The sequence below is a fragment of the Pseudomonas sihuiensis genome (genome assembly GCF_900106015.1).
Taxonomy (GTDB): domain Bacteria; phylum Pseudomonadota; class Gammaproteobacteria; order Pseudomonadales; family Pseudomonadaceae; genus Aquipseudomonas; species Aquipseudomonas sihuiensis.
In genome coordinates this window covers 4,937,078-4,960,204 of record NZ_LT629797.1, presented here as the reverse complement: position 1 = coordinate 4,960,204, position 23,127 = coordinate 4,937,078, and the positions used below count along the sequence as shown (strand labels likewise).

Annotated in this window: 17 protein-coding genes and 1 pseudogene; 9 read left to right on the top strand and 9 right to left on the bottom strand. The window is 65.0% G+C overall.

Translation table 11 applies throughout. The annotated features are described in order from the left end of the window. Positions 1-50: 50 nt before the first annotated feature. From BLT86_RS23175 to BLT86_RS23155, 5 genes are all read left to right on the top strand, one after another. A complete protein-coding gene (locus BLT86_RS23175; RefSeq protein WP_092379884.1) occupies positions 51-632 on the top strand; it encodes a DUF4136 domain-containing protein in 582 nt (193 codons plus the stop codon). Between the two features lie 18 nt (positions 633-650). Beyond that, positions 651-1,208, top strand: coding sequence for a DUF4136 domain-containing protein (locus tag BLT86_RS23170; RefSeq protein ID WP_031306392.1), 558 nt, complete (start codon positions 651-653; stop codon positions 1,206-1,208). Between the two features lie 16 nt (positions 1,209-1,224). Then, positions 1,225-1,710, top strand: a complete 486-nt coding sequence (locus tag BLT86_RS23165; RefSeq protein WP_092379882.1) for a GNAT family N-acetyltransferase — start codon at positions 1,225-1,227, stop codon at positions 1,708-1,710. 38 nt (positions 1,711-1,748) lie between these two features. Next, on the top strand, positions 1,749-2,198 hold the full coding sequence (locus BLT86_RS23160) for a DMT family transporter (protein ID WP_017678779.1): 450 nt from the start codon (positions 1,749-1,751) through the stop codon (positions 2,196-2,198). 158 nt (positions 2,199-2,356) lie between these two features. Then, positions 2,357-3,484 (top strand): GGDEF domain-containing protein, encoded by a 1,128-nt coding sequence (locus BLT86_RS23155; protein ID WP_059390409.1) that lies wholly within the window; start codon positions 2,357-2,359, stop codon positions 3,482-3,484. Positions 3,485-3,499: 15 nt separating this feature from the next. On the opposite strand, the gene BLT86_RS26510 is transcribed toward BLT86_RS23155, so the two are convergent. The 5 genes and pseudogenes from BLT86_RS26510 to BLT86_RS23135 all read right to left on the bottom strand — a co-directional run bounded on the left by BLT86_RS26510 (position 3,500) and on the right by BLT86_RS23135 (position 13,507). Then, a complete protein-coding gene (locus tag BLT86_RS26510) occupies positions 3,500-4,228 on the bottom strand; it encodes a methyl-accepting chemotaxis protein (protein WP_372240198.1) in 729 nt (242 codons plus the stop codon). Positions 4,229-4,363: 135 nt separating this feature from the next. Beyond that, positions 4,364-5,386, bottom strand: a pseudogene (locus tag BLT86_RS26505) (cache domain-containing protein); the annotation flags it as partial. A 244-nt stretch (positions 5,387-5,630) separates the two neighbouring features. Further along, complete coding sequence (gene pbpC / locus BLT86_RS23145) at positions 5,631-7,955, bottom strand: peptidoglycan glycosyltransferase PbpC (RefSeq protein WP_092379878.1); 2,325 nt, start codon at positions 7,953-7,955, stop codon at positions 5,631-5,633. A gap of 72 nt (positions 7,956-8,027) precedes the next feature. Continuing rightward, positions 8,028-8,558, bottom strand: coding sequence for an REP-associated tyrosine transposase (locus tag BLT86_RS23140; RefSeq protein WP_092379875.1), 531 nt, complete (start codon positions 8,556-8,558; stop codon positions 8,028-8,030). A gap of 50 nt (positions 8,559-8,608) precedes the next feature. Beyond that, positions 8,609-13,507 carry an alpha-2-macroglobulin family protein gene (locus BLT86_RS23135; protein ID WP_092379872.1) on the bottom strand — a complete coding sequence of 1,633 codons (4,899 nt, stop codon included), beginning with the start codon at positions 13,505-13,507 and terminating at the stop codon, positions 8,609-8,611. A 163-nt stretch (positions 13,508-13,670) separates the two neighbouring features. Between BLT86_RS23135 and BLT86_RS23130 the strand changes: the two genes are divergently transcribed. Genes BLT86_RS23130 through BLT86_RS23120 form a run of 3 tightly spaced genes read left to right on the top strand, consistent with a single transcriptional unit; the run spans position 13,671 to position 16,541 of the window. Continuing rightward, complete coding sequence (locus BLT86_RS23130) at positions 13,671-15,044, top strand: MATE family efflux transporter (protein ID WP_021487950.1); 1,374 nt, start codon at positions 13,671-13,673, stop codon at positions 15,042-15,044. Then, complete coding sequence (locus tag BLT86_RS23125; protein WP_021487949.1) at positions 15,031-16,068, top strand: sensor domain-containing diguanylate cyclase; 1,038 nt, start codon at positions 15,031-15,033, stop codon at positions 16,066-16,068. Before BLT86_RS23130 ends, BLT86_RS23125 begins: the two co-directional genes overlap by 14 nt. A gap of 17 nt (positions 16,069-16,085) precedes the next feature. Beyond that, a complete protein-coding gene (locus BLT86_RS23120; protein ID WP_017678772.1) occupies positions 16,086-16,541 on the top strand; it encodes a DUF2214 family protein in 456 nt (151 codons plus the stop codon). A gap of 136 nt (positions 16,542-16,677) precedes the next feature. Here BLT86_RS23120 and speA read toward each other — a convergent pair whose 3' ends face one another. The 4 genes from speA to BLT86_RS23100 all read right to left on the bottom strand — a co-directional run bounded on the left by speA (position 16,678) and on the right by BLT86_RS23100 (position 21,103). Then, entirely contained in the window at positions 16,678-18,591 is a 1,914-nt protein-coding gene (gene speA / locus BLT86_RS23115; RefSeq protein WP_017678771.1) for an arginine decarboxylase, read from the bottom strand. Positions 18,592-18,712: 121 nt separating this feature from the next. Then, on the bottom strand, positions 18,713-19,084 hold the full coding sequence (locus BLT86_RS23110; protein WP_021487948.1) for a translation initiation factor Sui1: 372 nt from the start codon (positions 19,082-19,084) through the stop codon (positions 18,713-18,715). 409 nt (positions 19,085-19,493) lie between these two features. Further along, the gene (locus BLT86_RS23105; RefSeq protein WP_017678769.1) at positions 19,494-20,042 is read right to left on the bottom strand and encodes an NUDIX hydrolase; all 549 of its coding nucleotides are present in this window, start codon (positions 20,040-20,042) and stop codon (positions 19,494-19,496) included. Further along, positions 20,042-21,103, bottom strand: a complete 1,062-nt coding sequence (locus BLT86_RS23100; protein ID WP_092379869.1) for a DUF2333 family protein — start codon at positions 21,101-21,103, stop codon at positions 20,042-20,044. The genes BLT86_RS23105 and BLT86_RS23100 overlap by 1 nt, the downstream gene beginning before the upstream one ends. 257 nt (positions 21,104-21,360) lie before the next feature. Between BLT86_RS23100 and BLT86_RS23095 the strand changes: the two genes are divergently transcribed. Next, the gene (locus tag BLT86_RS23095) at positions 21,361-22,983 is read left to right on the top strand and encodes a response regulator (RefSeq protein WP_017678767.1); all 1,623 of its coding nucleotides are present in this window, start codon (positions 21,361-21,363) and stop codon (positions 22,981-22,983) included. Positions 22,984-23,127: the final 144 nt, after the last annotated feature.

Sequence of the window (23,127 nt, the reverse complement as noted above, 5' to 3'; positions counted from 1 at the left end):
GGCGTAGCCTGAAGCCATCGGGGATGTCGCGCGCGACCACGGAGACGACCATGCGCACCGCCATAGCCATACTCATCCTGCCGCTGCTGGCCGCTTGCCAGAGCCAGAACCCTTACCAGGCCGAATCACTGCCGATGCCGCCGGCACCGCCTGGCGCGGCGACGACCTTCGACCGCAGCGCCTATCCAGCGGCACCGCGTAACTACGGCCGCTACCGCAGCTGGAGCTGGCTGGATGGCCGTGCGCCTGGCGGCGATCAGTTGGCCGACAGCGTCAGCGCCGGCCTCGACCAGTACGGTCTGCGCCCGGCACTCAATGGTCCCGGCGACGTGCTGGTCAACGCCCGTATCAGCCAGGAAACCCGCCTGCGCCAATATCAGGACAACGTCGGTGGCTACTACGGCACCGGCAGCCACTGGGACCGCCGCTACGGCGCCTACGGTAGTGTCCCTATCGTGCGCACCTACGAACAGAAAGTGGCGGTAGTGCGCATCGAACTGATCGACCCACGCGACCGCCAGGTGGTCTGGTCAGGCAGCGGCGAAGCCGTGGCCGGCAAGGACCAGGCGGCGCAGGCCGACGCCATGCGCGCGGCCATCCGCAGCGCGCTGGACGGCTATCCCCCCTATTGATCGACTGCCCCGGAGAGCATCATGCGTAACCTGTCCTACCTGATCCTGGCCCTGCTGTTGAGTGGCTGCGCCAGCGTCAGCCTGGAGCGCGACTTCGACCCCAGCCGCGACTTCGGCGCCTACCGCAGCTGGAGCTGGATGGACGACAAGCTCGCCTACCAACCCAATGATGCACGCCTGAAGAGCGATATCACCGAGGCGCGCATCAGCCAGGCCGTCGCCGAACAACTCGAGCAACGCGGCCTGCGCCAGACAGCCGATGGCCAGGGTGACCTGAAAGTCCAGAGCGTGCTGATCGTCGACGAGCGCCAGGATCAGATCACCACCCAGTACGGCGGTGGCTGGGGCGGCTATTGGGGGGGCTACTGGGGCGGCCCGGCTTTCACCGAAACGCGCCGCGTGGACTACAAGGTCGCGACCCTGCAGATCGACCTGTACGACGCCAAAGATGGCAAGCTGGTCTGGCGCGGCAGCGGTGAGCAGGTGATGCGCAGCCAGCCGCCGACACCGGCCGAACGCGAACGAGCGATCCGCGAAACCGTCACCCAGGTGCTCTCGCAATATCCTCCGCGCTGAACAAGGACCACCCGGCTTGAACGCACACCTGCAACACCGCCCGGCCACGGCCACCGACCTGGACGACGTGGTCGGCTTCCCGCAGAACATCGATGAACTGTTCTTCTGCTACCCCAAGGCCATCTGGCCGCTCAACGTCGGCCAGCTCGCCGCCGCCATCGCCGAGCGGCGCGAAAGCACCGTGGTGGAACTGGATGGGAAAGTCGCTGGCTTCGCCAACTTCTACCAATGGCAACACAGCGAGTTCTGTGCCCTTGGCAACCTGATGGTGGCGCCCTGGGCGCGCAGCCAGGGCGTGGCTCAACACCTGGTGGAAGTGATGGAACAGATCGCCCGCGAGCGCTATGAGGCGCCGCTGATGAAGGTGTCCTGTTTCAACGCCAACGCTGGCGGCCTGCTGCTCTACACCCGTCTCGGCTACCAGACCGTTGGCATCGTCGAACGCCGTGCCCCGGACGGCAGCCGCGTGGCACTGGTGCAACTGGAAAAAGCCCTGCCGTAACGCCTCGCCCCATCCTCCCTTCCTCGCTGGAGTTACCCATGAACCACATTAGTGGCTGGCTACTGGCCCTGCCCTTTCTCGCCGGCGCTGTGCTGCCACTGCAGGCCGGCATCAACGGCCAACTCGCCCGCCAGCTTTCCAGCGTCTTCGCCGCCGCGCTGATCTCCTTTGCCGTCGGCAGCCTGGCGTTGCTGCTGATGACCCTGAGCCAGCGCGAGATGCCCGGGCTTGGTGCACTCAAGCAACTGACCTGGTGGCACTGGAGCGGCGGCCTGCTCGGCGCATTCTTCATCGCCACCGCCGCCTTCGCCGGGCCACGCGTGGGCGCGCTGCTGTTCATGGTGCTGGTGATCGCCGGGCAGCTGGCCATGGCCATCACCCTCGATCATTTCGGCTGGGCAGGCTTTCGTGAATCGCCGATCACCTTCGGCAAGGTGGCAGGCCTGCTGTTGATCGTCGCCGGTATCTGGATGATTCGGCGCGGCTGACGGGTGGCGGCAAGTACTGGCAAATCGACATCCTCGCGTTCACGAAAAGGCGCTATGCTCTGGCAAGCAGTTTCTGTGATCACAAACCTCCTGGAGAAGGTTCTGACGTCGCCTGCGACGGCCCGGAGGTGGCCGCCAGCGGTGGCAGGCCGAAAGAAATGACCGACGCCGAAGTACCGCGCCAACCCAATACCTTCGCCCTGTGGCGTGAAGTGGATGACACCCGCATCCGCACGCGCCTGGGAGGTTTCTTCTACGCCCTCGCCTGGCTGCTGACCTGGGTATTCAGTGCGGCACCGGGCAGCCTGATGGTCAGCGGCGTGCTGGGCTGTACGGTATTCGTCGTACTCCTGGCTGCGCGCCTGCTGCACCGCCCCGATGGCCTCGACAGCCCTGAACAGTTGCAATGCTGGCTGGATCGTCACTGGGGTCTGATCCTCCTGACTTCGTTGTGCTGGGGCCAGGCCCATGCGCTGGCGGTATACAGCGACGCCTACAATGACTCGGAAATGATCGCCACCCTGGCCACGGTGGCCTTCGCCACGGCAATGACCTTCAACTTCGCCATGCGCCGTGGCCGCGCCCTGCTGGCACTGGCCCTGCTCTACCTGCCGGGCCTGGCGGTAATGGCGCTGAATTGGCAGCAGAAGCACGCGATGCTGATCACCCTGACCTTCTACCTCGGCTATCTGATTCTGGTGCTGGGGCGCAATCACCGTGAATACCGCGCCACTCTCGATCTGGAGCTGAAGCTGCTGGAGCAGCAGAGTCAGCTCGATCTGCTCAGCCGCACCGACAGCCTGACCCAACTGGGCAACCGCTATCAGTTCAACAACCTGTTCCCCAGCCTGGTGGCCAATGCGGTACGCCAGGGCGAGCCGCTGTCACTGGTGCTGATGGATATCGACTTCTTCAAGAAGGTCAACGACGAACACGGCCATGCCGGTGGCGACGCCTGCCTGAGCGCCTTCGCCGAACGCATGCGCAAGGTGTTCCGCCGCGATGGCGACGCACTGCTGCGCCTGGGTGGCGAAGAATTCGGCGTACTGCTGCCGGGCACCACCCTGGCCCAGGCGTGGGATCTGGCCGAGCACTTTCGCCAGGAACTTGAAACAGAAGGCCTGCTGCTGGCCGGCCAGCGCCTGGAGCTGACCACCAGCCTGGGCGTCGGCTGTTTCAGCAGCAGTCATGATGGCGACGCCGATGCCTTCTTCAAGCGCGTCGACGGTGCGCTCTACCGTGCCAAACGCGAGGGCCGCAACCGCCTGGTTGCGGCCGATCACTGAGAACGGACCTCAGGATTACAGCCTGAACTTGCCCATCTGCCCGGCCAGATCATCGGCCAGGCGGCTCAGGGTCTGGCAATCCTCACGGCAGACGCGCACCTCGCCGGCCGTGGCGTGAGCCAGGTCGGCGATGCCCTGCACGTTGCGGTTGATCTCCTCGGTCACCGAGCTCTGTTCTTCGGTCGCCGCTGCCACCTGAGTGTTCATGTCGCTGATGCGCTCGACCTGCTCGGTGATGGCACCCAGCGACTGCCCGGTACGCTGACTGGATTCGACGCCGGTACCGGTGGCCGATTGCCCCGCGTGCATGGAGCTGACCGCCGTCTCCGCGCCCTGCTTGAGGCGCTGAATCATCTGCTGAATCTCGTCGGTGGAGGCCTGGGTGCGGCTGGCCAGGGTGCGCACCTCGTCTGCCACGACGGCGAAGCCGCGCCCCATCTCCCCGGCGCGCGCGGCTTCGATGGCCGCGTTGAGCGCCAGCAGATTGGTCTGCTCGGAAATACCGCGGATCACTGCCAGCACCTGATCGATCGACGCGACCTGCTCGGCCAACTCGGTCACCGCTCCGGCAGCGCTACCAATATCGGCGGACATGCGCTCGATATGGGCGATGGACTGGCCCACCACCTGACGCGCACTCTGCGCCTCGTCGCGCGCGCTGTGCGAGGACTGCGCGGCGTTGCTGGCGTTGCGCGCGATCTCCTGCACGGTCAGGCCCATCTCGTGCACGGCGGTGGCCACCATGTCGGTCATTTCCTGCTGTTGCACAGCACGCCCTGCGGTGTTCTCCACCACCCGCGCCACCTGGCCGACTGCGGTACGCAGGCGCTCGCTGGTGGCCAGCACATCGCCGATCAGATCGCGCTGACTGGCGAGAAAGCGGTTGAAGCCCCGCGCCAGGTCACCCAGCTCGTCGGCCCGCGATTCATCCAGGCGTCGCGTCAGGTCGCCACCGCCGCCACCGATTTCCACCAGTGCCTGGGTCACCTGACGGATCGGCCGCACCAGGCCGCGAGCCAGCAGCACCACCAGCCCCAGGAACAACAGCGCCACGGCCACGCCGACCAGGCTGGTCATCAGTAGCGCCTGCCGGGCCTCTGCGTAGACTTCGGCCTCGGGCACTTCGCTGACCAGTAGCCAGTCGATACTGGCGAACTTCTGCGCCACGGCGAGAAAGGTCTCGCCATCGCGTTCGAAGCGTACCGCCCGGCTGTCGCCTGCCAGCACCTGGCGGCTGGCGTCGGCGCCGAAGAGCTCGGCGAGCTTGCCATTGCCGCTCAGCTCCGAACGCGGATGCACCTTGACGTTGCCCTGGCTGTCGATAAGAAACACCTGGCCGCGCTCGCCGAAACGAAACTCGCTGATCATCTTCGACATGTCCGCCAGGTTGTAGCCCAGGCCGGAGACACCAAGGGTCTTGCCGCCGCGCTTGATGCGCTGGTTGATGAACAACGTGGGCAGCCGCGTGGTCTTGTCGATATCGATTTCCAGCACCCGGTCCCGGTCGCTGTCGACCAGGCGATAGAACCACTGATTCTCCGCCTGACTGCGGTCGAGGGTGCGCATCAGCCCTTCGCCGGTGGTGTAGTTGCCACTGGCCAGGGCGACGATGGAGGTGGTCATGGCGTTCTGCTGGGCGCGCACGCCCTCCAGATAGCGCGCGAACTCGTCACGCCGGGAAGCATCCTCGCCAGCTGCCAACCAGTCCTGCACCAGGCTGTTCTCGGCAATCGAGGCGTTGGCGGTAATGGGCGCAGTCAGCACCCGCTCCAGGTCGTTGCGGATCGCCAGCACCCGCGCCGGCAGCGCTTCTTCGATCAGGTAGCGCTCGGTCAGGCGATTGACCACCGCCGAGTAGATGCCGACGACGATTAGAATACTGGCCAACAGGGCAGCGCCCATGCTGAGGATCAACTGCCACTGAATACTGCGTTGCCAGAGGCGCATGGAGGCTTCTCCCGGTTATTATTTTGAACTCGCCGAGCAATTGGATACAAAAATGTACACAAATTGCAAATCGGTTACCGTCAGATTTCATATCGGCGGCTCACGACCAAGCTTTATTCGCTACAGGCGGCATTATTTGCAGGGATGATCAGGGCTCAAGCCAGAGCGGTCGGCGCCCGCACACCGCCAGCGAGTCGCGTCACGGCCCGACGCTGAATTCCAGACGAGCGGTCTGACCACCCTCGTCGAGTACGCTCAGTTGATGCCTGCCGCTGTCGAAGGCATGGTTGAAGGGTGCATCCAGCGCGGTGTCACCCAGCGGTCGGCCATCGAGGAACCACCAACGCCGCCCACTTCCTCCCAGCGCCGAAAGGCTGAGCCGCAGTGGCTCATGATTGCCTTGCGGGCGACGCAAACGATCACCATCGCGCACGCCGACGATGGACAGCGGCGCCACCTGGCTGCTGCGCGGTGGCGGGCAACTCGGATCGACGCTCGGCAAACGTGCCGTGCGCTGCTCACGGCGTGGCAGCCAGGGTTCCAATGGCGCCGGCCACAAGGCCAGTTCACGCGCCTCGGCCCCGGCACAACCTGGACCAACGCGACGCCCTTCGGCATTGAGCCAATAGCGCTCGCGCAGGCCACTGCCCACCGGCTGATCGGCTGCCAGCAACGTGGGTGGCGTGGTGCCTTCCAGCGTCCAGGCAAAGCGCAGGCGACGGCAGTTGGGATCGTCCTTGCTCATCGGCTGCCCCAACGGCCAGCAGATGGCGGCCACGCCGACCTCGGCCGGCTGCCGGTCGGCCGGTGCAGCGATGCCGCGCTGGCTGTCGCGATTGACCAGCAGATCATGCACCTGCAGCAGCAGCGGCGCAGCAGAAGCCAGGCCGAACTGGCCCGGCACCGGGGTGCCGTCCGGGCGGCCGATCCAGATACCGATCAGATGACGCGGGCCAACGCCGATAGCCCAGGCATCGCGAAAGCCGTAGCTGGTGCCGGTCTTCCAGGCCAGGGTCGGGCGCTGCGCCAGGTAGGCGCGCGGGTCACGATCAGGCCGTGCCTGACCGCTGAGAATGCGCCGGATGATCCAGGCCGAACCTGGCGACAGCAAGCGCCGTTCGCGCAGCTCATCACCCGGCTGCAGGCGAGGCTTGGCCGCCATGCCACCGCGCGCGAAGGCGCTGTAGCCAGCCACCAGCGATTCCAGGCGCGAGCCGCCGCCCCCCAGGATCAGCGCCAGGTTCGGTTCGGCCAGCGCCGGCAGGCGAATCGGCACGCCGGCACTGCGCAGCTCGCCGGCGAAGCGCTTCGGCCCATAGGCTTCGAGCAGTTGCACGGCGGGCAGGTTGAGCGAGGTGGCCAGCGCCTCGCTGGCCGATACCGGGCCGATGAAGCCGGCGGCGAAGTTGCCGGGACGGTAGTCGCCATAGTGCCGCGGCACGTCCTGCAGCAGCGATTCGGAGTGAATCAGCCCGGCATCCAGGGCCATGCCGTAGAGAAAGGGCTTGAGCGTCGAACCGGGCGAACGCAGGGCGCGGACCATATCGACATGGCCGAAGCGCGCGGTATCAGCGATATCCACCGACCCAAGATAGGCACGCACCGCCATGCTCTCGTGCTCGACCACCAGAATCGCCGCCGAGGTGCGCTCGGGCAGGCGCGCGCGCCAGCCCAGCAGCAGGTCTTCCAGGCGCAGCTGCAAGCCGGCATCGAGAGTGGTGCGAATCAGCGGTGGGCTGCCGGTACGGTTCAGCCGCCGCGCCAGCAAGGGCGCCAGGCTTGGCTCACGGCGTGGCGCGAGAAACACCGGCTCTTCCAGCGCTTCATCCACCTGCGCCTGCGGCCATACCTGAAATTCGCCCAGGCGCCGCAGCACCTTGTCACGTGCGGCCTGGGCGCGCTCGGGATGACGGTCCGGGCGCAGCCGGCTGGGCGCCTGCGGCAGCACCGCGAGCAGCGCGGCGTCGGCACGGGTCAGTTGGCTCGGCGGCTTGCCCAGGTAACTCCAGCTCGCCGCCGCGACACCCTCCAGGGTGCCGCCGAAGGGCGCGCGATTCAGATACAGGGTGAGGATTTCATCCTTGGACAGGTGCCACTCCAGCTGCGCGGTCCGCCACAGCTGCTTGAGCTTGCCCGGCAGATTGCGCCCGTGCGGATCGAGCAGCCGCGCCACCTGCATCGACAGCGTACTGCCGCCGGACACCACGCGCCCGCCGGTGAGGTTCTGCCAGGCCGCACGGCCGAGCGCCAGCGGGTTGATGCCGGGGTGCTGGCGGAACCAGCGATCCTCGTAGGTCAGCAGGGCTTCCAGGTAATAAGGTGAGACCTCTTCGGGCGTCACCGGGTAACGCCATACACCGTCGTGGTCGGCGAAACGCCACAGCGGCGTACCGTCCTCGGCCAGCACCACGCGCGCCAGATCATCCTCGGGCAGGGGCAGCGGCAACAGGCGGTCGGCCAGCCAGAGCAGGGCTAAGGGTACGCAAGCGACGATAAGCCAGCGACGTAGGCGGTTGAGTCGCATGGTCAGCACAAGCTCCCGGATTGCATCCGGGCTACAGATATCGCGTAGCCCGGATGCAATCCGGGGAATACCTCATTCACCAGCATCTTCGATCTCGACACCTGCTCCGCCGGCCCAGTCGATGGGTAGCAAGCCTTGACGCACATAATGATGAAAGCTGGAAAATGGCCAATCCCGTACGCGAGCAACCAGACCATGCTTGAGCGGATTGATATGGATGTAGTCCACATGATGGCGGTAATCCTGCTCGTCACGAATCAGATGCTCCCAAAAACGTCGCTGCCAGATGTTGGCCTCACCTTTGGCGTTGGTGCGCACTTCGCTGCCAACCTGCTGGCGTAGTGCTCCCACGAAAGAGGCCTTGAGCATACGGATTCGCGCAGAGAAATCGGCGTCATCAGGTGGTAGCACCATCAGCATGTGAACGTGATCTGGCAGCACCGCCAACGCAGGTACGCGAAAAGGCAGTCGAGCCTGCGTATCCTGCAAACATCGACGTAAAAGCGCCGCGTTTTTGAACAGCAGATCACTACGTCTGTCTTGCAGAGCCAGCGTCAAGAAATAACAGCCGCCGGCTACCTTGGCTCTTCGGTATTTCACCATTCGGCACCTCCTTGTGCTCGAAAATCCCCGGATGCAATCCGGGACAGCTTTTAGCGCCCCCTGACGACCAGACTCTCCGGCGCAGTGCCCAGCGCCTGCCAGCTCGGCCGATACATCGACTCGACCTGCGGTGGCGGTACACGGTAGCTGCCCGGCGTCACCGCACGGGCCAGGTAGAGCAGGTGGGTGGTGCCGTACTCCTCCACATCCACCGCTGCCACATAGCGATCACCAAGGTATTCCTGGTGTTTGATCCGCGCGTTCTGCATGGAGCGGCGCCATTCCTTGACGTTGCTGCCGGCGTCATCGAGGCTCGCGGCGCTCTGCGCCAGGTTCTGGTTTTCCAGCTCCAGGCCAGCCGGCAACAGGTCGACGACCAGCGCATCCGGTACGCGCTGCTTGGCCCGCACAGCCAGGTGCACCAGCACCAGCTCGCCGCTGTCCAGGCGCTGCAGATCGAGCGGGCGGCCATCCATGCCGAGGTACTCGCGCTCGATGCTGAGGTTCTCGCCACCGGCGCGTGGCGCCTGGCTCGGATAACCGGACAGGGTCAGCTGCTGATACAGCTTGGTGCTGCCGGCATTGTTCACGCTCAGCGGTTCGGCCAGCTCGCCACGCTCCAGCTTGATACCGGGCTGCTGGTTGCTCAGCTCGAACTGGAAAGTGCCGCTGGTAAGCGCAGCGCTCCAGGTCTGCTCCGGCTTGCCGAGAATGCCGCGACCGGCGAGGAACAGCGCGTTGCGCTCCTGGGTCGACAGCCAGCGCTGGCCAGCCAGCTCATCGGCCAGGTTGAACAGGCGCTGCTCGCGCTGACCGGCCGCCAGGCCGTGCTCTTCCAGCAAGGCGAGAATCAGCGCCTGGTCGCGCAGTGGGCTGCCGTAGTCGGCCATCCAGCGCTCGCCATCGCGCTGCTGGATCAAGCCCTGATTCAACACCTGCTCGGCACGCGGCGCATCGCCCATCAGCTTCAGCGCCGCTGCCAGTTGCACCAGCGGCAGGCCGGAACGCGCCTCGCTGCGGCGGTCGAACAGGCTGCGCAGCGCGCCCAGCGGCGCCTGTTGGCTGCGCGCCAGCACGTAGCCGGCGTAGGCCTGCACGGCGAAGCGGGTATGGGCGAAGTCCTGGCTGTAGCTGGCCTCGATCAGGCTGCTCTGCTGCAGGTAGCGCAGCAGGCGATCACTGGCCTTCTTCAGTGCTTCCGGCGGTACGCCGAAGCCCTGCTCGCGAGCACGCAGAAGGAAATCGGTGACATAGGCGGTGAGCCAGTATTCCTCTTCGCTCTCGGCACTCCACAGGCCGAAGCCGCCGCTATGCCGCTGCATACCAAGCAGACGCTCGATACCCAGCTCGATGCTCTTGCGCCGCTGCTCGTCAGGTTCACCCTCAAGGCCAAGGCGCTTGAGACTCGCGGTGTCGGCGTAGAGCGACGGATAGAGGCCGCTGGTGGTCTGTTCCAGACAGCCGTAGGGGTAGGCCTTGAGCGCACGAATCTGCTCGCCGAGGTTAAGCGGCGGTCGGCTCGACAGGGCCAGCACGGCCTCCAGCCCGGCAGGTTCGAACTGATTGAGGGTGCCCGCCGGCATGCTCCACGGCTCGCCCTCCCCCAGTACCGCGCGGAAGTGCTGCAGCTGCGCCGGATACGCCGGGCGAATACCCAGCGTCCACTCGCGGCTGAAGTCGCCCAGCGTCTCGTTCGGCAGCGCCAGGCCCTGCACCTCGACATGGATGCGGCCCTGGCCCAGACCGCCCTCGGCGCGCACCGGAATGCGCAAGGTGGTGCGCTCGCCATCTTTCAGGCTGATCGGTGATTCACCCTTGCCGAGCAGACGCAGTTGGCCTTCAACGCCCAGTTGCACATCGAGCTGCTGCTCGGCGCCGGAGAGGTTGGTCAGGTCCAGCGCCAGGGTGGTTTCATCACCACCGGCAAGGAAGCGCGGCATCGACAGTTCGGCGATCAGTGGCGCGGCCACCACCGTCTTGGCCTCGGCCATGCCGAAACGCTCGTCGGTCCAGGCCTGCGCCATCAGTCGCAGCTCACCGTTGAAGTCGGGGATATCCAGGCTGACTTCGCCTTCGCCCTTGTCGTTCAGCTGCAGCGCATCGCTCTGCAGGGCTACGATCAGCACACTGGTATCCGGGCGCTTGCCACCAGCGGCGAGGCCAGCGTCACCACCGAAGGCCAGGCTGGCGACACGCCCCTGCGCTTCGATCAGCTGTCCATATATATCCAGCTGGTCAGCGCCATAGGCCTTGCGCCCGAAGAAATTGGCGAAAGGATCGGGGGTGGCGTAACTGGTGATATTGAGGATGCCCACGTCGACCGCAGCAACCAGCACATGCACTTTGTCAGGAATACTGCCGTCGGCGTTGCGCGCGCTGACCTTGACCTTCAGCGGTTGCTTGGGCCGCATCTTCTCGGGCGCTTCCAGGCTCACCGCCAGCTTGCGCGGGGCGCGTTCCAGTGGCAGGTGCAGTAGGCCGACGGCGCGCTTGGGCGTGACCTGCGCCTTGCGCTCGCCGGGGCGAACCACCAGAGCACTGAGATAGAGGTCATGACGCGCCCATTTCTTGTCGATGGGCAGCTCGAAGGTCTGACCCTCGGCCGGCACGCTGATTTCCTGCCACCACAGCGGCCCCTCGCTGGACTCGACCAGCAGGTAGCCGTTGCCGGCAGCCGGCGGGGTGACGGTGATCTTGGCCACGTCGCCCGCCGCATAGGCCGGTTTGTCCAAGGCCAGTTTGACCTGGTCCGGGCGCACCGCGCCGCCGTCGGCGTTGTCCTGCCAGCGGTAGCCGGCCCAAAAGCGCAGGCTGCTGACCAGACCGGTCTGGTTGTCCACCACCTCGACCCGGTACGGGCCCCACTCCACCGGGAAGCTGACCTTGGTGGTGCCGCCCGCGGCAACCTTCAGCGGCTCGTCGCTCAAGGTGAGGAATTTCTCGTTGTAGTTGTGACGCCAGCCTTCACCGTCAGAGAAGCTCCAGAAGTAGTCGCGACGCTCACGCACCAGGCGCACGTTGAGGCTGTCGGCCGCCAGCTTGTTGCCGGCGGCGTCGGCCACCAGTATCTCGAATTCGGCCAGGCTGTCGGCATCGACCTCCTCGCCGTCGAACAGCCCGCGCACACCCGGCAGACGCTCGGCGGGCCATACCGGCTGAATGATGCGGCGGGTAATCGGACGGCCGCCGGACTCCTGCAGGCTGGCCTGGAGGATCAAACGCAGCGGCGACTTGGCGTCGCCCCAGCGGTTTTCCGGGCGCAGCACGGCACGACCCTGGTCGTCGAGATTGATTTCGTCGAGCTCCTGGTCCTGACTCAGATCGGCCTCGGTGATGTCGCCGAACTGATAGCCCGGCAGGCTCGCCACCGCCTCACGCAACGGGCGCACGTAGAGCTGCCCGGTCAGACGATTGCCAGCGGCCGGCGCACCATAGAGGTAGCGTCCGGTCACCGCGAACTCGGCGCTGTCGCCCGGCGCGTAGGGCTGGTCCTGGCCCTTGAGCTCCAGGGCCATGCGCTCGGGCAGGAAATCCTCGACGAGAAATTCGTACAGCTGCGGGTTGCCGTCGCCCAGGTCGAGCAACAGCTGCCAGCGGCCGGTCGGGGCCTCTTCGGCGAGCGGCAGCTGGTATTGATAGAGGCCGTCATCGCCAGCATTCCAGACGAACTTGCGGCTGATCTGCTCATCCGGGCGGCGCACCTCGACGCTGACCGGCTGGGCCTTGACCGGGCTGCCGTCGGCATCACGCAACAGGCCGTTTAGCAGCACCGTCTCGCCGGGGCGATACAGATCGCGCGGGCCGAACACAAAGAACTGCAGGGCGTGCGCTTTCGGGCCGGTGATATCGAACTCGGCCAGGTCCAGCGCCGGCGTGTTCAGGCGCAGCAGGCTGGTCTGCTCGTCCTGTTTGGCCAGCAGCACCTGGGCCTTGGCAGGCAACGGCAGCTGTGCATGGCCAGCCGAATCGGTCTTGCCTTCAGCCAGCAGCGCGCCTTCACCATCGAGCAGCTCAAGCTGCACGCCGGACTGCGCCTTGCCACCTTCCAGCGCCTGGGTGAACACGTCGAGACGGTCGCGATAACGATGCGCGGACAGGCCGATATCACTTAGGGAGAACAGCGTCGCCGGCTGCGAGTAGCTGTAGCTGCCGGCCTCACGCATCACCGCCAGGTACACGCCCGGCTGCTTGAACGGTTCCAGGCCGGCGATGGGCAGCAGCAGGGTTTCACGGGTATTGCGCGCAGGGTTCAGGTCGAAGCGCCCGCCATAGACCAGATCGGCCATCGGCAGCAGTTCGCGCGCCTCCCAGGTATCCAGGTTGCTGGCCCGGCCCCAGCGGGACAGGAAACGCGGCAGCGCCTCGGGCTTGATACGGAAGAACTCGACGTTGACCTTGTCGACGTTCAGCGCGATGACCGGCAGGCCTTCGGCCAGGCGGGTCGGCAGCAGCGAACCGCGGCTGGCGAAACCGACGCTGGCCTGCAGGTCGCGGGTTTCGAAACGGCTGACATGCTCTTTGGCGAGCTTGCCGCCATTGATCGACGTCAGGCCAGCATCGATGGTCAGCACCAGTTTGCGCTGCGGCTCCAGGTGGCGCAGGCGCAACTCGCTGAGGTTGTCGGTCAGTTCCCAGGCGCCGTCGACCTTGCCGGCAGTACTGTCGACCAGGTGCAGGCGCTCGGCGAAGGGCTGGTCGGGGTCCAGCGGGATGGAGAAGGTCACCGACAGCGCACTGGCGCCGTCGAGCTGCACCTCGGAGACGTCGACCACCTCCAGCTCGCGCCCGGCGTAGCGCTTGGCCAGCGCGTCGCGGTCGACCGCTGGCTTGGGCGCCTGTGGCTGTTGCGCAGCAGGGGCAGCGGGGGTCACCGTGGCTGGGGGTTCAGAAGAATCACAGGCGCTGAGCAGGGTCAGCACCAAGGCCAGAAGCAGTCCTTTGTTCGGCATTGCGGGCTCCGGAATCAGGGGGCGCAGAGACCATCAACTATAGCCGAGGCGCCCTGCCAACGACGAGCCGTGCAGACGAATTCGCCAAGCCACTCACAGTCCTGAGGCGATGTGCGACCACCCCGGTGCTGTGCCTATAATCGGCGCTTTGCCGGAGCCGCCCATGTCCGCCCTGCTCGATGCCTGGCGCCACACCCCGACCCAGCGCAAGGTCTGGGCACTGGCGGCGCCGATGATTCTCTCCAACCTCTCGGTGCCGCTGGTGGCGCTGGTCGACACCGCCGTGGTCGGCCACTTGCCGCATGCCCACCAGTTGGCTGCCGTGGCGGTGGGCGGCAGCCTCTACACCCTGCTGACCTGGGCCATGGGCTTTCTGCGCATGGGCAGCACCGGTTTCGCCGCCCAGGCTGCAGGCCGCGGGGATGGCAGCGCCTTGCGTCAGGTACTCGTGCAGGGGCTCGGCCTGGGTGTACTCCTGGCCTTGCTCCTGGGCCTGCTGGCTTTGCCCTTCAGTAATGCCGCACTGAGTCTGATGCAACCCTCGGCCGAACTGGATCAACTGGCGCGCCAGTATTTCCAGATCCGTCTGCTCGGCCTGCCCGCCAGCCTGGCGACCTATGCCCTGATCGGCTGGCTGCTGGGCACGCAGAGCGCCCGTGGTCCGCTGGCCATCCTACTGACGGCCAACCTGATCAACGTGGCGCTCGACCTGCTGTTCGTGCTCGGTCTCGAATGGGGTGTAGCCGGCGCGGCCTGGGCCTCGGTGATCGCCGAATGGAGTGGCGCCCTGCTCGGCCTGTGGCTGGCCCGCGGTGCACTCGCACACTATCCTGGCCGCCTCGACAGTAGCGCGCTGAGACGCTGGAGCAACTGGCGTCCGTTGCTGGCGGTCAACCGCGATATCTTCATCCGCACCCTGGCGCTACAGTTGGTGTTCTTCCTGATCACCGTGAAAGGCACGCGCCTCGGCGATGCCACGGTGGCGGCCAACGCGCTGCTGCTCAATGGCCTGACGCTGACCGCCTACGCCCTCGACGGACTGGCACATGCCGTCGAGGCCCTTTGCGGCCACGCGCTGGGCGCGCGTGATCGCGCTGCGCTGCGCCGTTCGCTGCTGGTGGCCGGTGCCTGGTCGCTGCTGGCCAGCGCCGGCTTCGCCCTGTTCTTCCTTTTCGGCGGGCACTGGTTCGTCGGCATGCTCACCAATATCTCCGAAGTGCGCGAACTAGCGCTAAACTTCCTACCCTACCTCGCGCTGTTGCCGCTGCTAGCGGTGTGGAGCTACCTGCTCGACGGTCTGTTCATCGGTGCCACCCGAGCCCGAGAAATGCGCGACGCCATGCTGATTGCCCTGGCGCTGGCCCTGCCGCTGGGCTGGGCTCTGCAGGCGCTGGGCAACCACGGCTTGTGGCTGGCCTTTCTCGCCTTCATGGGGCTACGGAGCCTAGTGCTGGCTGGCTATGCTTGGCACTTGAGTCGTCGCGACCAATGGTTCCCCCCACTGCCAGCAGGAGAGACCGCCCATGCTCAGCGCTGAGCTGCCGCACAACGAAGTACAACGTCAACAGGCCCTGGAGCGCCAGGACCTGCTCGACACCCCGGCCGATCCCTACCTGGACACACTGACCCGTATCGCCCGTGAACTGTTCGCGGTGAAGACGGTGCTGATCAGCCTGATCGACAACGACCGGCAGTGGTTCATGAGCCGCCAGGGCCTGGAACTCGCCGAGACCCCAAGGTGCATCTCCTTCTGCGCCCACGCCATCCTGCAAGACGACGCCCTGGTGATCGAGGACACCCACCTGGACTTTCGCTTCGCCGACAACCCGGTGGTGCTGCAATCGCCTTTTATCCGCTTCTACGCCGGCCAGCCGCTGCATGACGAAGACGGCCAGACCCTCGGCACCCTGTGCCTGATCGACCCGCAGCCGCGCGGCTTAGATGTCTGCGAGCGGCGTCAGCTGCGCGACATGGCACAACTGGTGGAGGGCTATCTGCGCCTGCGCCACAGCTCGCGCCAGGCCGAACAGCTGCGCGCAGCACTGAGTCGCGCGCAGCGCAAGGCCATGCTCGACGCGCTGACCCAGCTGTGGAATCGCGCCGGCCTGCTGCACTTTCTGCCCCAGCAGCAGGCCGCGGCCGAACGCACCGGCCTGCGCCTGGGCCTGCTGTTCTGCGACCTCGACCACTTCAAGCAGGTCAATGACCGCCATGGCCACGCCGCTGGTGATCAGGTGCTGTGGCAGAGCGCACGACGCCTGAGCGCGGCGGTGCGCCCGCAGGATGTGGTCGCCCGCAACGGCGGCGAAGAATTCGTGATTCTCGCCCTGGTACACGACAGCACCGAACTGCTGCAGATCGCCGAACGCATGCGCCTGGCCATCGCCGAGCCGGCCATGGAGCTGGACGGCGCCCAGTTGAGCCAGACCGCCAGCGTCGGCTGCGCCCTGCTGGCGCCCGGCGAAACCGCCGCCGACGCCCTGGAACGGGCCGACCAGGCGCTGTACCGGGCCAAGCGCGGCGGTCGCAATCGCTGCGAATTCGCCGCAACCGATAAATAACCCGCAAGGAGCACTCGATGGCCGCCGCACTCGTCGCCTATCTGCATTTTCTGGCGATCTTCGCCCTGTTCGCCCTGCTCAGCATCGAACACGTGCTGTTCAAGGCGCCGCTGGATCTGTCCCGTGCGCGCAGCCTGATGATCACCGACCTGGTCTACGGCATCTGTGCCGGTCTAGTGCTGGCCACCGGTGTCGCCCGCGTGCTGTGGTTCGGCAAGGGCGCCACCTATTACATGGGCAACAGCCTGTTCCATGCGAAGTTAGGGCTGTTCATCCTGGTTGGCCTGCTGTCGATCCTGCCCACGGTGGTGTTCATCAAATGGCGCAAAACCGTGAAGGCAGGTCAGGTGCCCGCGCCCAGCGCTCGGCAGGTACGCCTGGTGACCTGGAGCATCCGCATCGAACTGCTGCTGTTGCTGGTGATACCGCTGCTGGCGACGCTGATGGCGCGCGGTTATGGCGTCATTGGCTGAACCGAGAGACGCAAAGCATCGCCGCTGAAGCGCCTCCCACAGAGCAGCACCGTAGCCCGGATGCAATCCGGGAACGATGTCCGACGTTGCACCATCCCCGGATTGCATCCGGGCTACCGGAGTTGCCGCAGGCGGTTTACGACGCCAGGTAGGACGAGCGGGTCAGTCCCAGACGCAAGGCATCGAGGAACTGCGTACGTTCACGGGCACTGATCTTGGCGCTGGCCACCTTGTCGCGGTAGTGGGTCATCAGCTCTTCCGGCGACAGGTGCACGTAGCGCAGCATGTCCTCGATGGTGTCGTGGGTCTCGATGCCGGCATGCACCACGCTGCCATCGGCGCCCTGGTAGATGTTCACCGAGTCGGTATCGCCGAACAGGTTGTGCATATCGCCAAGGATTTCCTGATAGGCGCCGACCAGGAAGATGCCCAGCACATAGTCCTCACCCTCGCGGATCTCGTGCACTGGCAGGCTGGTCTCGATCGACTGCTCGTCGACGTACTGACGGATCTTGCCGTCGGAGTCGCAGGTCAGGTCCTGCAGCACGGCGCGGCGCAGCGGCTCTTCGTCCAGGCGTGACAGCGGCAGGATCGGCAGAATCTGGCCGATAGCCCAGGTGTCCGGCAGGCTCTGGAATACCGAGAAGTTGCAGATGTACTTGTCGGCCAGCTTGTCGTTGAGCTCGTCGAGCACCGCACGGTGCGAGCGCTGACGCGCCTTGAGCTGGTTGTGCAGGCGACGGCAGATGGCGAAGTAACACTGCTCGGCCAGCGCCTTCTGCGCCAGGCTGAGCTTGCCAGCCGAATACTGCGCAGCCACTTCCTCGATGTAGTGGGTGGCGCGCCAGTAGGTCTCGGCGACCATTTCCGGGTCGCTGTCTTCCAGTAGTTCGATCAGCACCTGCAACACTTCCGGCTGCTCGACGCTGGCGTCGATCTCCGGCACCTTGTCGTTGTGCCGCTCGACGTCGGTGACCTGCACCAGCAGCACGGCATGGTGCGCGGTCATCGCCCGGCCGCTCTCGGAGAAGATGTGCGGATGGGGGATTTCCTGGCGGTCGCAGAACTCCTTGAGCATGTCGACCACAGCATCGGCGTAGTCCTGCATGTCGTAGTTGATCGAGCTGGCATTGCGCGAATGGGTACCGTCGTAGTCCACACCGAGACCGCCGCCGACGTCGATATGATCGACCGGCAGGCCCATGGCGCGAAGCTCGCCGTAGTAGCGGATGGCCTCGCGGAAGCCCTTGCGGTAGTCGGCGATGTTGGCGATCTGCGAACCCATGTGAAAGTGCAGCAGGCGGATGCCCTGATCCAGCCCGGCAGCGCGGAAGCGCTCCACCACCTGCAGGATCTGCGCGGCAGACAGACCGAACTTGGACTTCTCGCCACCAGTGTCGGCCCACTTGGAAGATGCCAGCGAGGACAGGCGCACGCGCAGGCCGATCTGCGGCGCGACCTTGAGGTCAGCGGCCTCCTCGATCACCAGGGCGACTTCCGACTCTTTCTCGATGACGATGAACACGTTGTGGCCGAGCTTTTGCCCCATCAGCGCCAGGCGGATGAACTCGCGGTCCTTGTAACCGTTGCAGACGATGGTGCCGCCCTTCGGCGCCAGCGCCAGCACGGCCAGCAGCTCGGGCTTGGAGCCGGCTTCGAGGCCGATGGAGACGTTCTGCGTGGCGATGATGTTCTCGATCACCGCTTCCTGCTGGTTGACCTTGATCGGGTACAGCGCGGTGTAACGGCTCTGGTACTCCAGGCGCTCGATACTGGCGTCGAAGGCACCGGTCAGGCGGCGCACGCGATCTTGCAGAATGTCCGGGAAACGCACCAGCAGCGGCAGCGACAGGCCGCTCTGACGCAGCTCGTCGACCTGCTGATAAAGATCGATGGGCTGGCTGTCCGGCCCATTGGGACGCACTTCGATACGTCCGGCATCGTTGATCGAAAAGTAACCGGCGCCCCAATGGCGAATGCCATAGACACTACGGCTATCGGCTACGGTCCATTGGCTGCCGTCGTCTTTGCGGGTGCGTCGTGCGGACATCGGGTTCTCCCATGAGAAAAGCCTGACCTTGCTGGCGGCCAGTTTAGAAATTATGAAAGCAAGATGACGTTTGCTCGGCGGTTGACCGTACTAACGTCATCGAAGTTTAGAAAAGGGCTTATCAGCCGCCGGACTTCTTCGCGGTAAACCCGCGTTTGCTCAGCTCGGCCAACAGCAGATCGACGTGATCACCCTGAATCTCGATCACCCCGTCCTTGAGTGCGCCGCCGGTGCCGCAGCGTTTCTTCAAGGCGCTGGCCAGCTCCTTGAGCGGCTCCTCGGCCAGCGGCACGCCGCTGACGGTGGTGACGGTCTTGCCGCCACGGCCCTTGGTCTCACGGCGCACACGGGCAATACCGTCGCCATCGGGAATGCGTGTCTGTTTGCAGATGCAGGCATCCACCGCCTGGTTGCAATCCGGGCAATGGCGACCGCCATCGGTGGAATAGACGAGACCGCTCAGGGCGGAGAATGAAGAGGCTTTCTTGACCACCGGCTTGTCCTCGTAGGGGTCAGGATAGCGACTGGCTGAACGGGTTCAGCCGCGAAGCCCCACTCAGGCAGGGGCAGCGCAAGCGGACAGACGTCCGCCGAAAAGGCCGCGCAGTGTAACGGCAAAGGCCGGGCTTGCTAAGACCAAATTTGCGTCATTGTGCGGCACTTTGGCGACGCCGTTCGCCATCGCGCACGGCACGCTCGAAATCCGCGACGCCGCTGGGTGCGCCGTGCGCACCAAGGCCCCCTGTTCGAGGTGAAGGCGCACCCTACGAGCCAAGCTCGACGAAATACAAGTGCCGACACAAACACCCTCTCCCGCCCTTCGGGCACCCTCGGCTTGGGCATCCTGCGTCGCCCTACCTCCTGCATCCATGCAGTCGTCTCCCATAAATGAGAGAGGGACATCAGCTAGCCGCAAGCGGCCTGTTTATGTAGCGCTCCAGCGCCGCCAGCGAATCGGGGCAATAGGACAGACGATGGGTTTCTTCCAGCGCCTGCTCGACGCTGATAAAGCGCGCTTCCAGTACTTCTTCCGGCTGCAACACCAGCGGCGCATCGGATACCGCCGAATAGGCCATGCACCACAGGCGACTTTCCGGAGCGTCATAGAGAAAGTGCGCATGCTCGACCAGGTCGGCATCGACGATGCCCAGTTCCTCGGCCAATTCACGCTCAGCGGAGAGGCGGTAGTCCTCGCCTTCGAGCACCATGCCGCCGGCCGCCACGTCCCAGTAACCGGGATATAGCGCCTTGCTCAGGGTGCGCCGATGCACACACAGCAGACCGGCCGTGTTGAACAGGAGAATGTAGGTGCCACGCCCGATCAGCCGGCGCTCGCGCATTTCGGCCCGGGAAACACCACCCAGTGGCCGATCGTGTTCGTCAACCCAGGCCACCCGCTCGCGGTCGGAGGCAGCACGATGCGCCGCCTCCGCTGCCGAAATGGCGACCATCAACCCTGGCTCAGCAACTGACGCAGATCGATCATGCCGGCATTGGCGCGGGAGATGTAGTTGGCCATCACCAACGAGTGGTTGGCCAGAACACCGTAACCGCTGCCGTTGAGGATCATCGGGCTCCACAGGGTGGCCTGCGCGGCCTCCAGCTCACGAATAATCTGGCGCACACTGACGGTGGCGTTCTTTTTCGCCAGCACGTCGGCGAAGTCCACCTCGATGGCGCGTAGCAGATGAGCCAGCGCCCAGGCCTGGCCGCGAGCCTCGTAGAACACGTTATCGATCTGCAGCCAGGGCGTCTCGTAAACGCCGCCTTCACCAATCAGCCCGGACTCTTCGGCATCGCTGCCCACCTGCAGTTTCTCGTTCAGGCGCACCTGACCCACGCTGGCGGACAGGCGCTGGGACAGCGAGCCAAGACGTGTGCCGGCATCACCCAGCCAGTTGTTGAGGTTGTCGGCACGCGCATAGAACTGCGCGTTTCTCTGCGCCGGGTCGGCCAGACGAGCGAGGTAGCGGTCCAGCGACTTGATGCCATCGCGATACTCGGACTCGGACGCCGGCAACGCCCAGCTCTTGTTGTCGAAGTGAAAACGCGGCTCGGCCTTGGCCAGGTCCGGGTCCTCGGTGGACTGCGACTGCGAACGGGCGAAGTCCTTGCGCAGCGCACGCGAGAAATCGCGTACCTGCACCAGCACGCCGTATTCCCAGCTCGGCATGTTGTCCAGCCACAGACCGGGTGGCGCAAGATCGTTGGACAGATAGCCGCCCGGCTTGTCGAGCAGCGTGCTGGCGACCTGCTTGAGGGTTTCCACCGAGGTGTAACCGGTGACCATCTGCCGTTGCGCCTGCTGCGCCGAATTCTGCGCATGCTGCTGGACCTGGAAGGCAGACGGTTCCTGACTCCAGTACCAACCGACCACCAAGGCGATCAGCAGATAGACACCGATCAGGCCGCCCAGAGCTCGGGCAATCAGGCTGCCGCCACTGCGACCGCCCCCTGAGGTCTTGGCGGCGCCGTCTTGCGAGTTCGTCGCGCGATTCTTCCAGTCCAGCATGGCAGTGTCCTTTTCAAGCGAATTCGAGTGTTCGACCACAACCCGACCAACGGGTTGCGACCTGCTACGCACTATAAGGCAAGCCCACAGCAAAACGCAGGGCAGAGGGGCAAACTTACCGCTGGTAAGGGAAAACTACATTTCTGTCGCTTATTCGACAGAAATACCGACGCCAATTGATCGACGGCAATGTCAGCGCCTCCAGCAAGTGATAGCATCAAGCCACCACTGACTTAACCACCTATAGAAGTCGGCCCATGACCGAGCACCCGGATCCCAGTCGAGATCGCCTCAAGCACCATTTCGCCCAGCGCGTGATTCACCAGGCACGCCAGGTGCTGGAAGTCTGGCAGCGCCTGCAACGCAGCGAATGGAACGATGCCGGCATGGCTGAGCTGACCGAGGCCAACCTGCGCCTGCTGCGTTACGCCGAGCGATTCGAGCAGATCGAGCACGCGCAGCTGGCGCAAAGCATTGGCGTCAGCCTCGATGAAGTGGTGGAAAATCGCGGTCGCCTCAACAGCACGTTGATCGCCCGACTCAATCAGGCCATGCAGCGCTTGTCGAGAACCGGTCTGCGTCATAGCGATGCCTTCGAACAGACCTTCCTGCCACCACTGCGCAAACCGGTGTACCTGGCCCTGCAGGATGCCCAGCGCGCCGAGCGTCTTGCCCAGCAACTGGATTTCTTCGGCCTGGCGGCGCAGGCCCTGAGTGATGAGCTCGCCTTCCGCGCCGCCATCAGCGAGCGCCACCCGGCTGCCATCGTCATGGACGTCGATTTCGCCGGCGCCGGTCTGGAACTTGCCAACTCGGTGCAAGAGGGTCTGGAGCAGAAGATTCCGCTGCTGTTCTTCAGCCACTGCGATACCGACACCCCAACGCGCCTGGCCGCAGTGCGCGCCGGCGGGCAGGAGTTCTTCACCGGTTCGCTGGACGCCTCCAGCCTGCTCGAACGTATCGAGGTACTGACCCACGTCTCGCAGTACGACCCGTACAAGGTGCTGATCGTCGACGACTCAAAGGCCCAGGCGACCCATACCGAGCGCGTGCTCAACAGCGCCGGCATTCTCACCCACACCCTGACCGAGCCGATTCAGGCGATGGACGCGCTGGCCGAATTCCAGCCAGACCTGATCATCCTCGACATGTACATGCCCGACTGCAACGGCACCGAACTGGCCAAGGTGATCCGCCACAACGACCGTTACGTCAGCGTTCCGATCATCTATCTGTCGGCCGAGGACGACCTGGACAAGCAGCTCGACGCCATGAGCGAGGGCGGCGACGACTTCCTCACCAAACCGATCAAGCCACGCCATCTGATCGCCACCGTGCGCAACCGCGCGGCCCGTGCACGCAACCTCAAGGCGCGCATGGTGCGTGACAGCCTGACCGGCCTGTACAACCACACCCATACCCTGCAGCTGCTCGAAGACGCCTGCTTTCGCGCCCGTCGCGACGAGCAGCCGCTGGCCTTCGCCATGCTCGACATCGACCACTTCAAGAAGGTCAACGACACCTATGGCCACCCCATGGGCGACCGCGTGATCAAGAGCCTGGCGCTGTTCCTCAAGCAGCGCCTGCGCAAGACCGACCACATCGGTCGTTACGGCGGCGAGGAATTTGCCGTGGTGCTGCCCGATACCGATGAGCAATCAGCGCTCAAGGTGCTGGAAGAGATTCGCCAGCGCTTCGCCGAAATCCACTACCCGGCCCAGCCGCAGGACCTGTCCTGCACTTTCAGCTGCGGCATCGCCATGCTGCAACCGGGCCTGGATGGCAACGCACTGTCCAAGCGCGCCGACGAGGCACTGTACAAGGCCAAGCACGGTGGTCGTAACCGGGTGGAGCTGTACGGGGATCGCACAATGCGCTAACCCACCTTTTCACACCATAAGCAGAATTATAAAATCCGGCGCATCACAACTAGCCGTACCCGGCTTCGGTCTTCTGCGCAGTCCTACATTCGGCGGCCATGCAGCCATAGCGAAGCGTTACGCCACTGGATTCGTGATGCATCG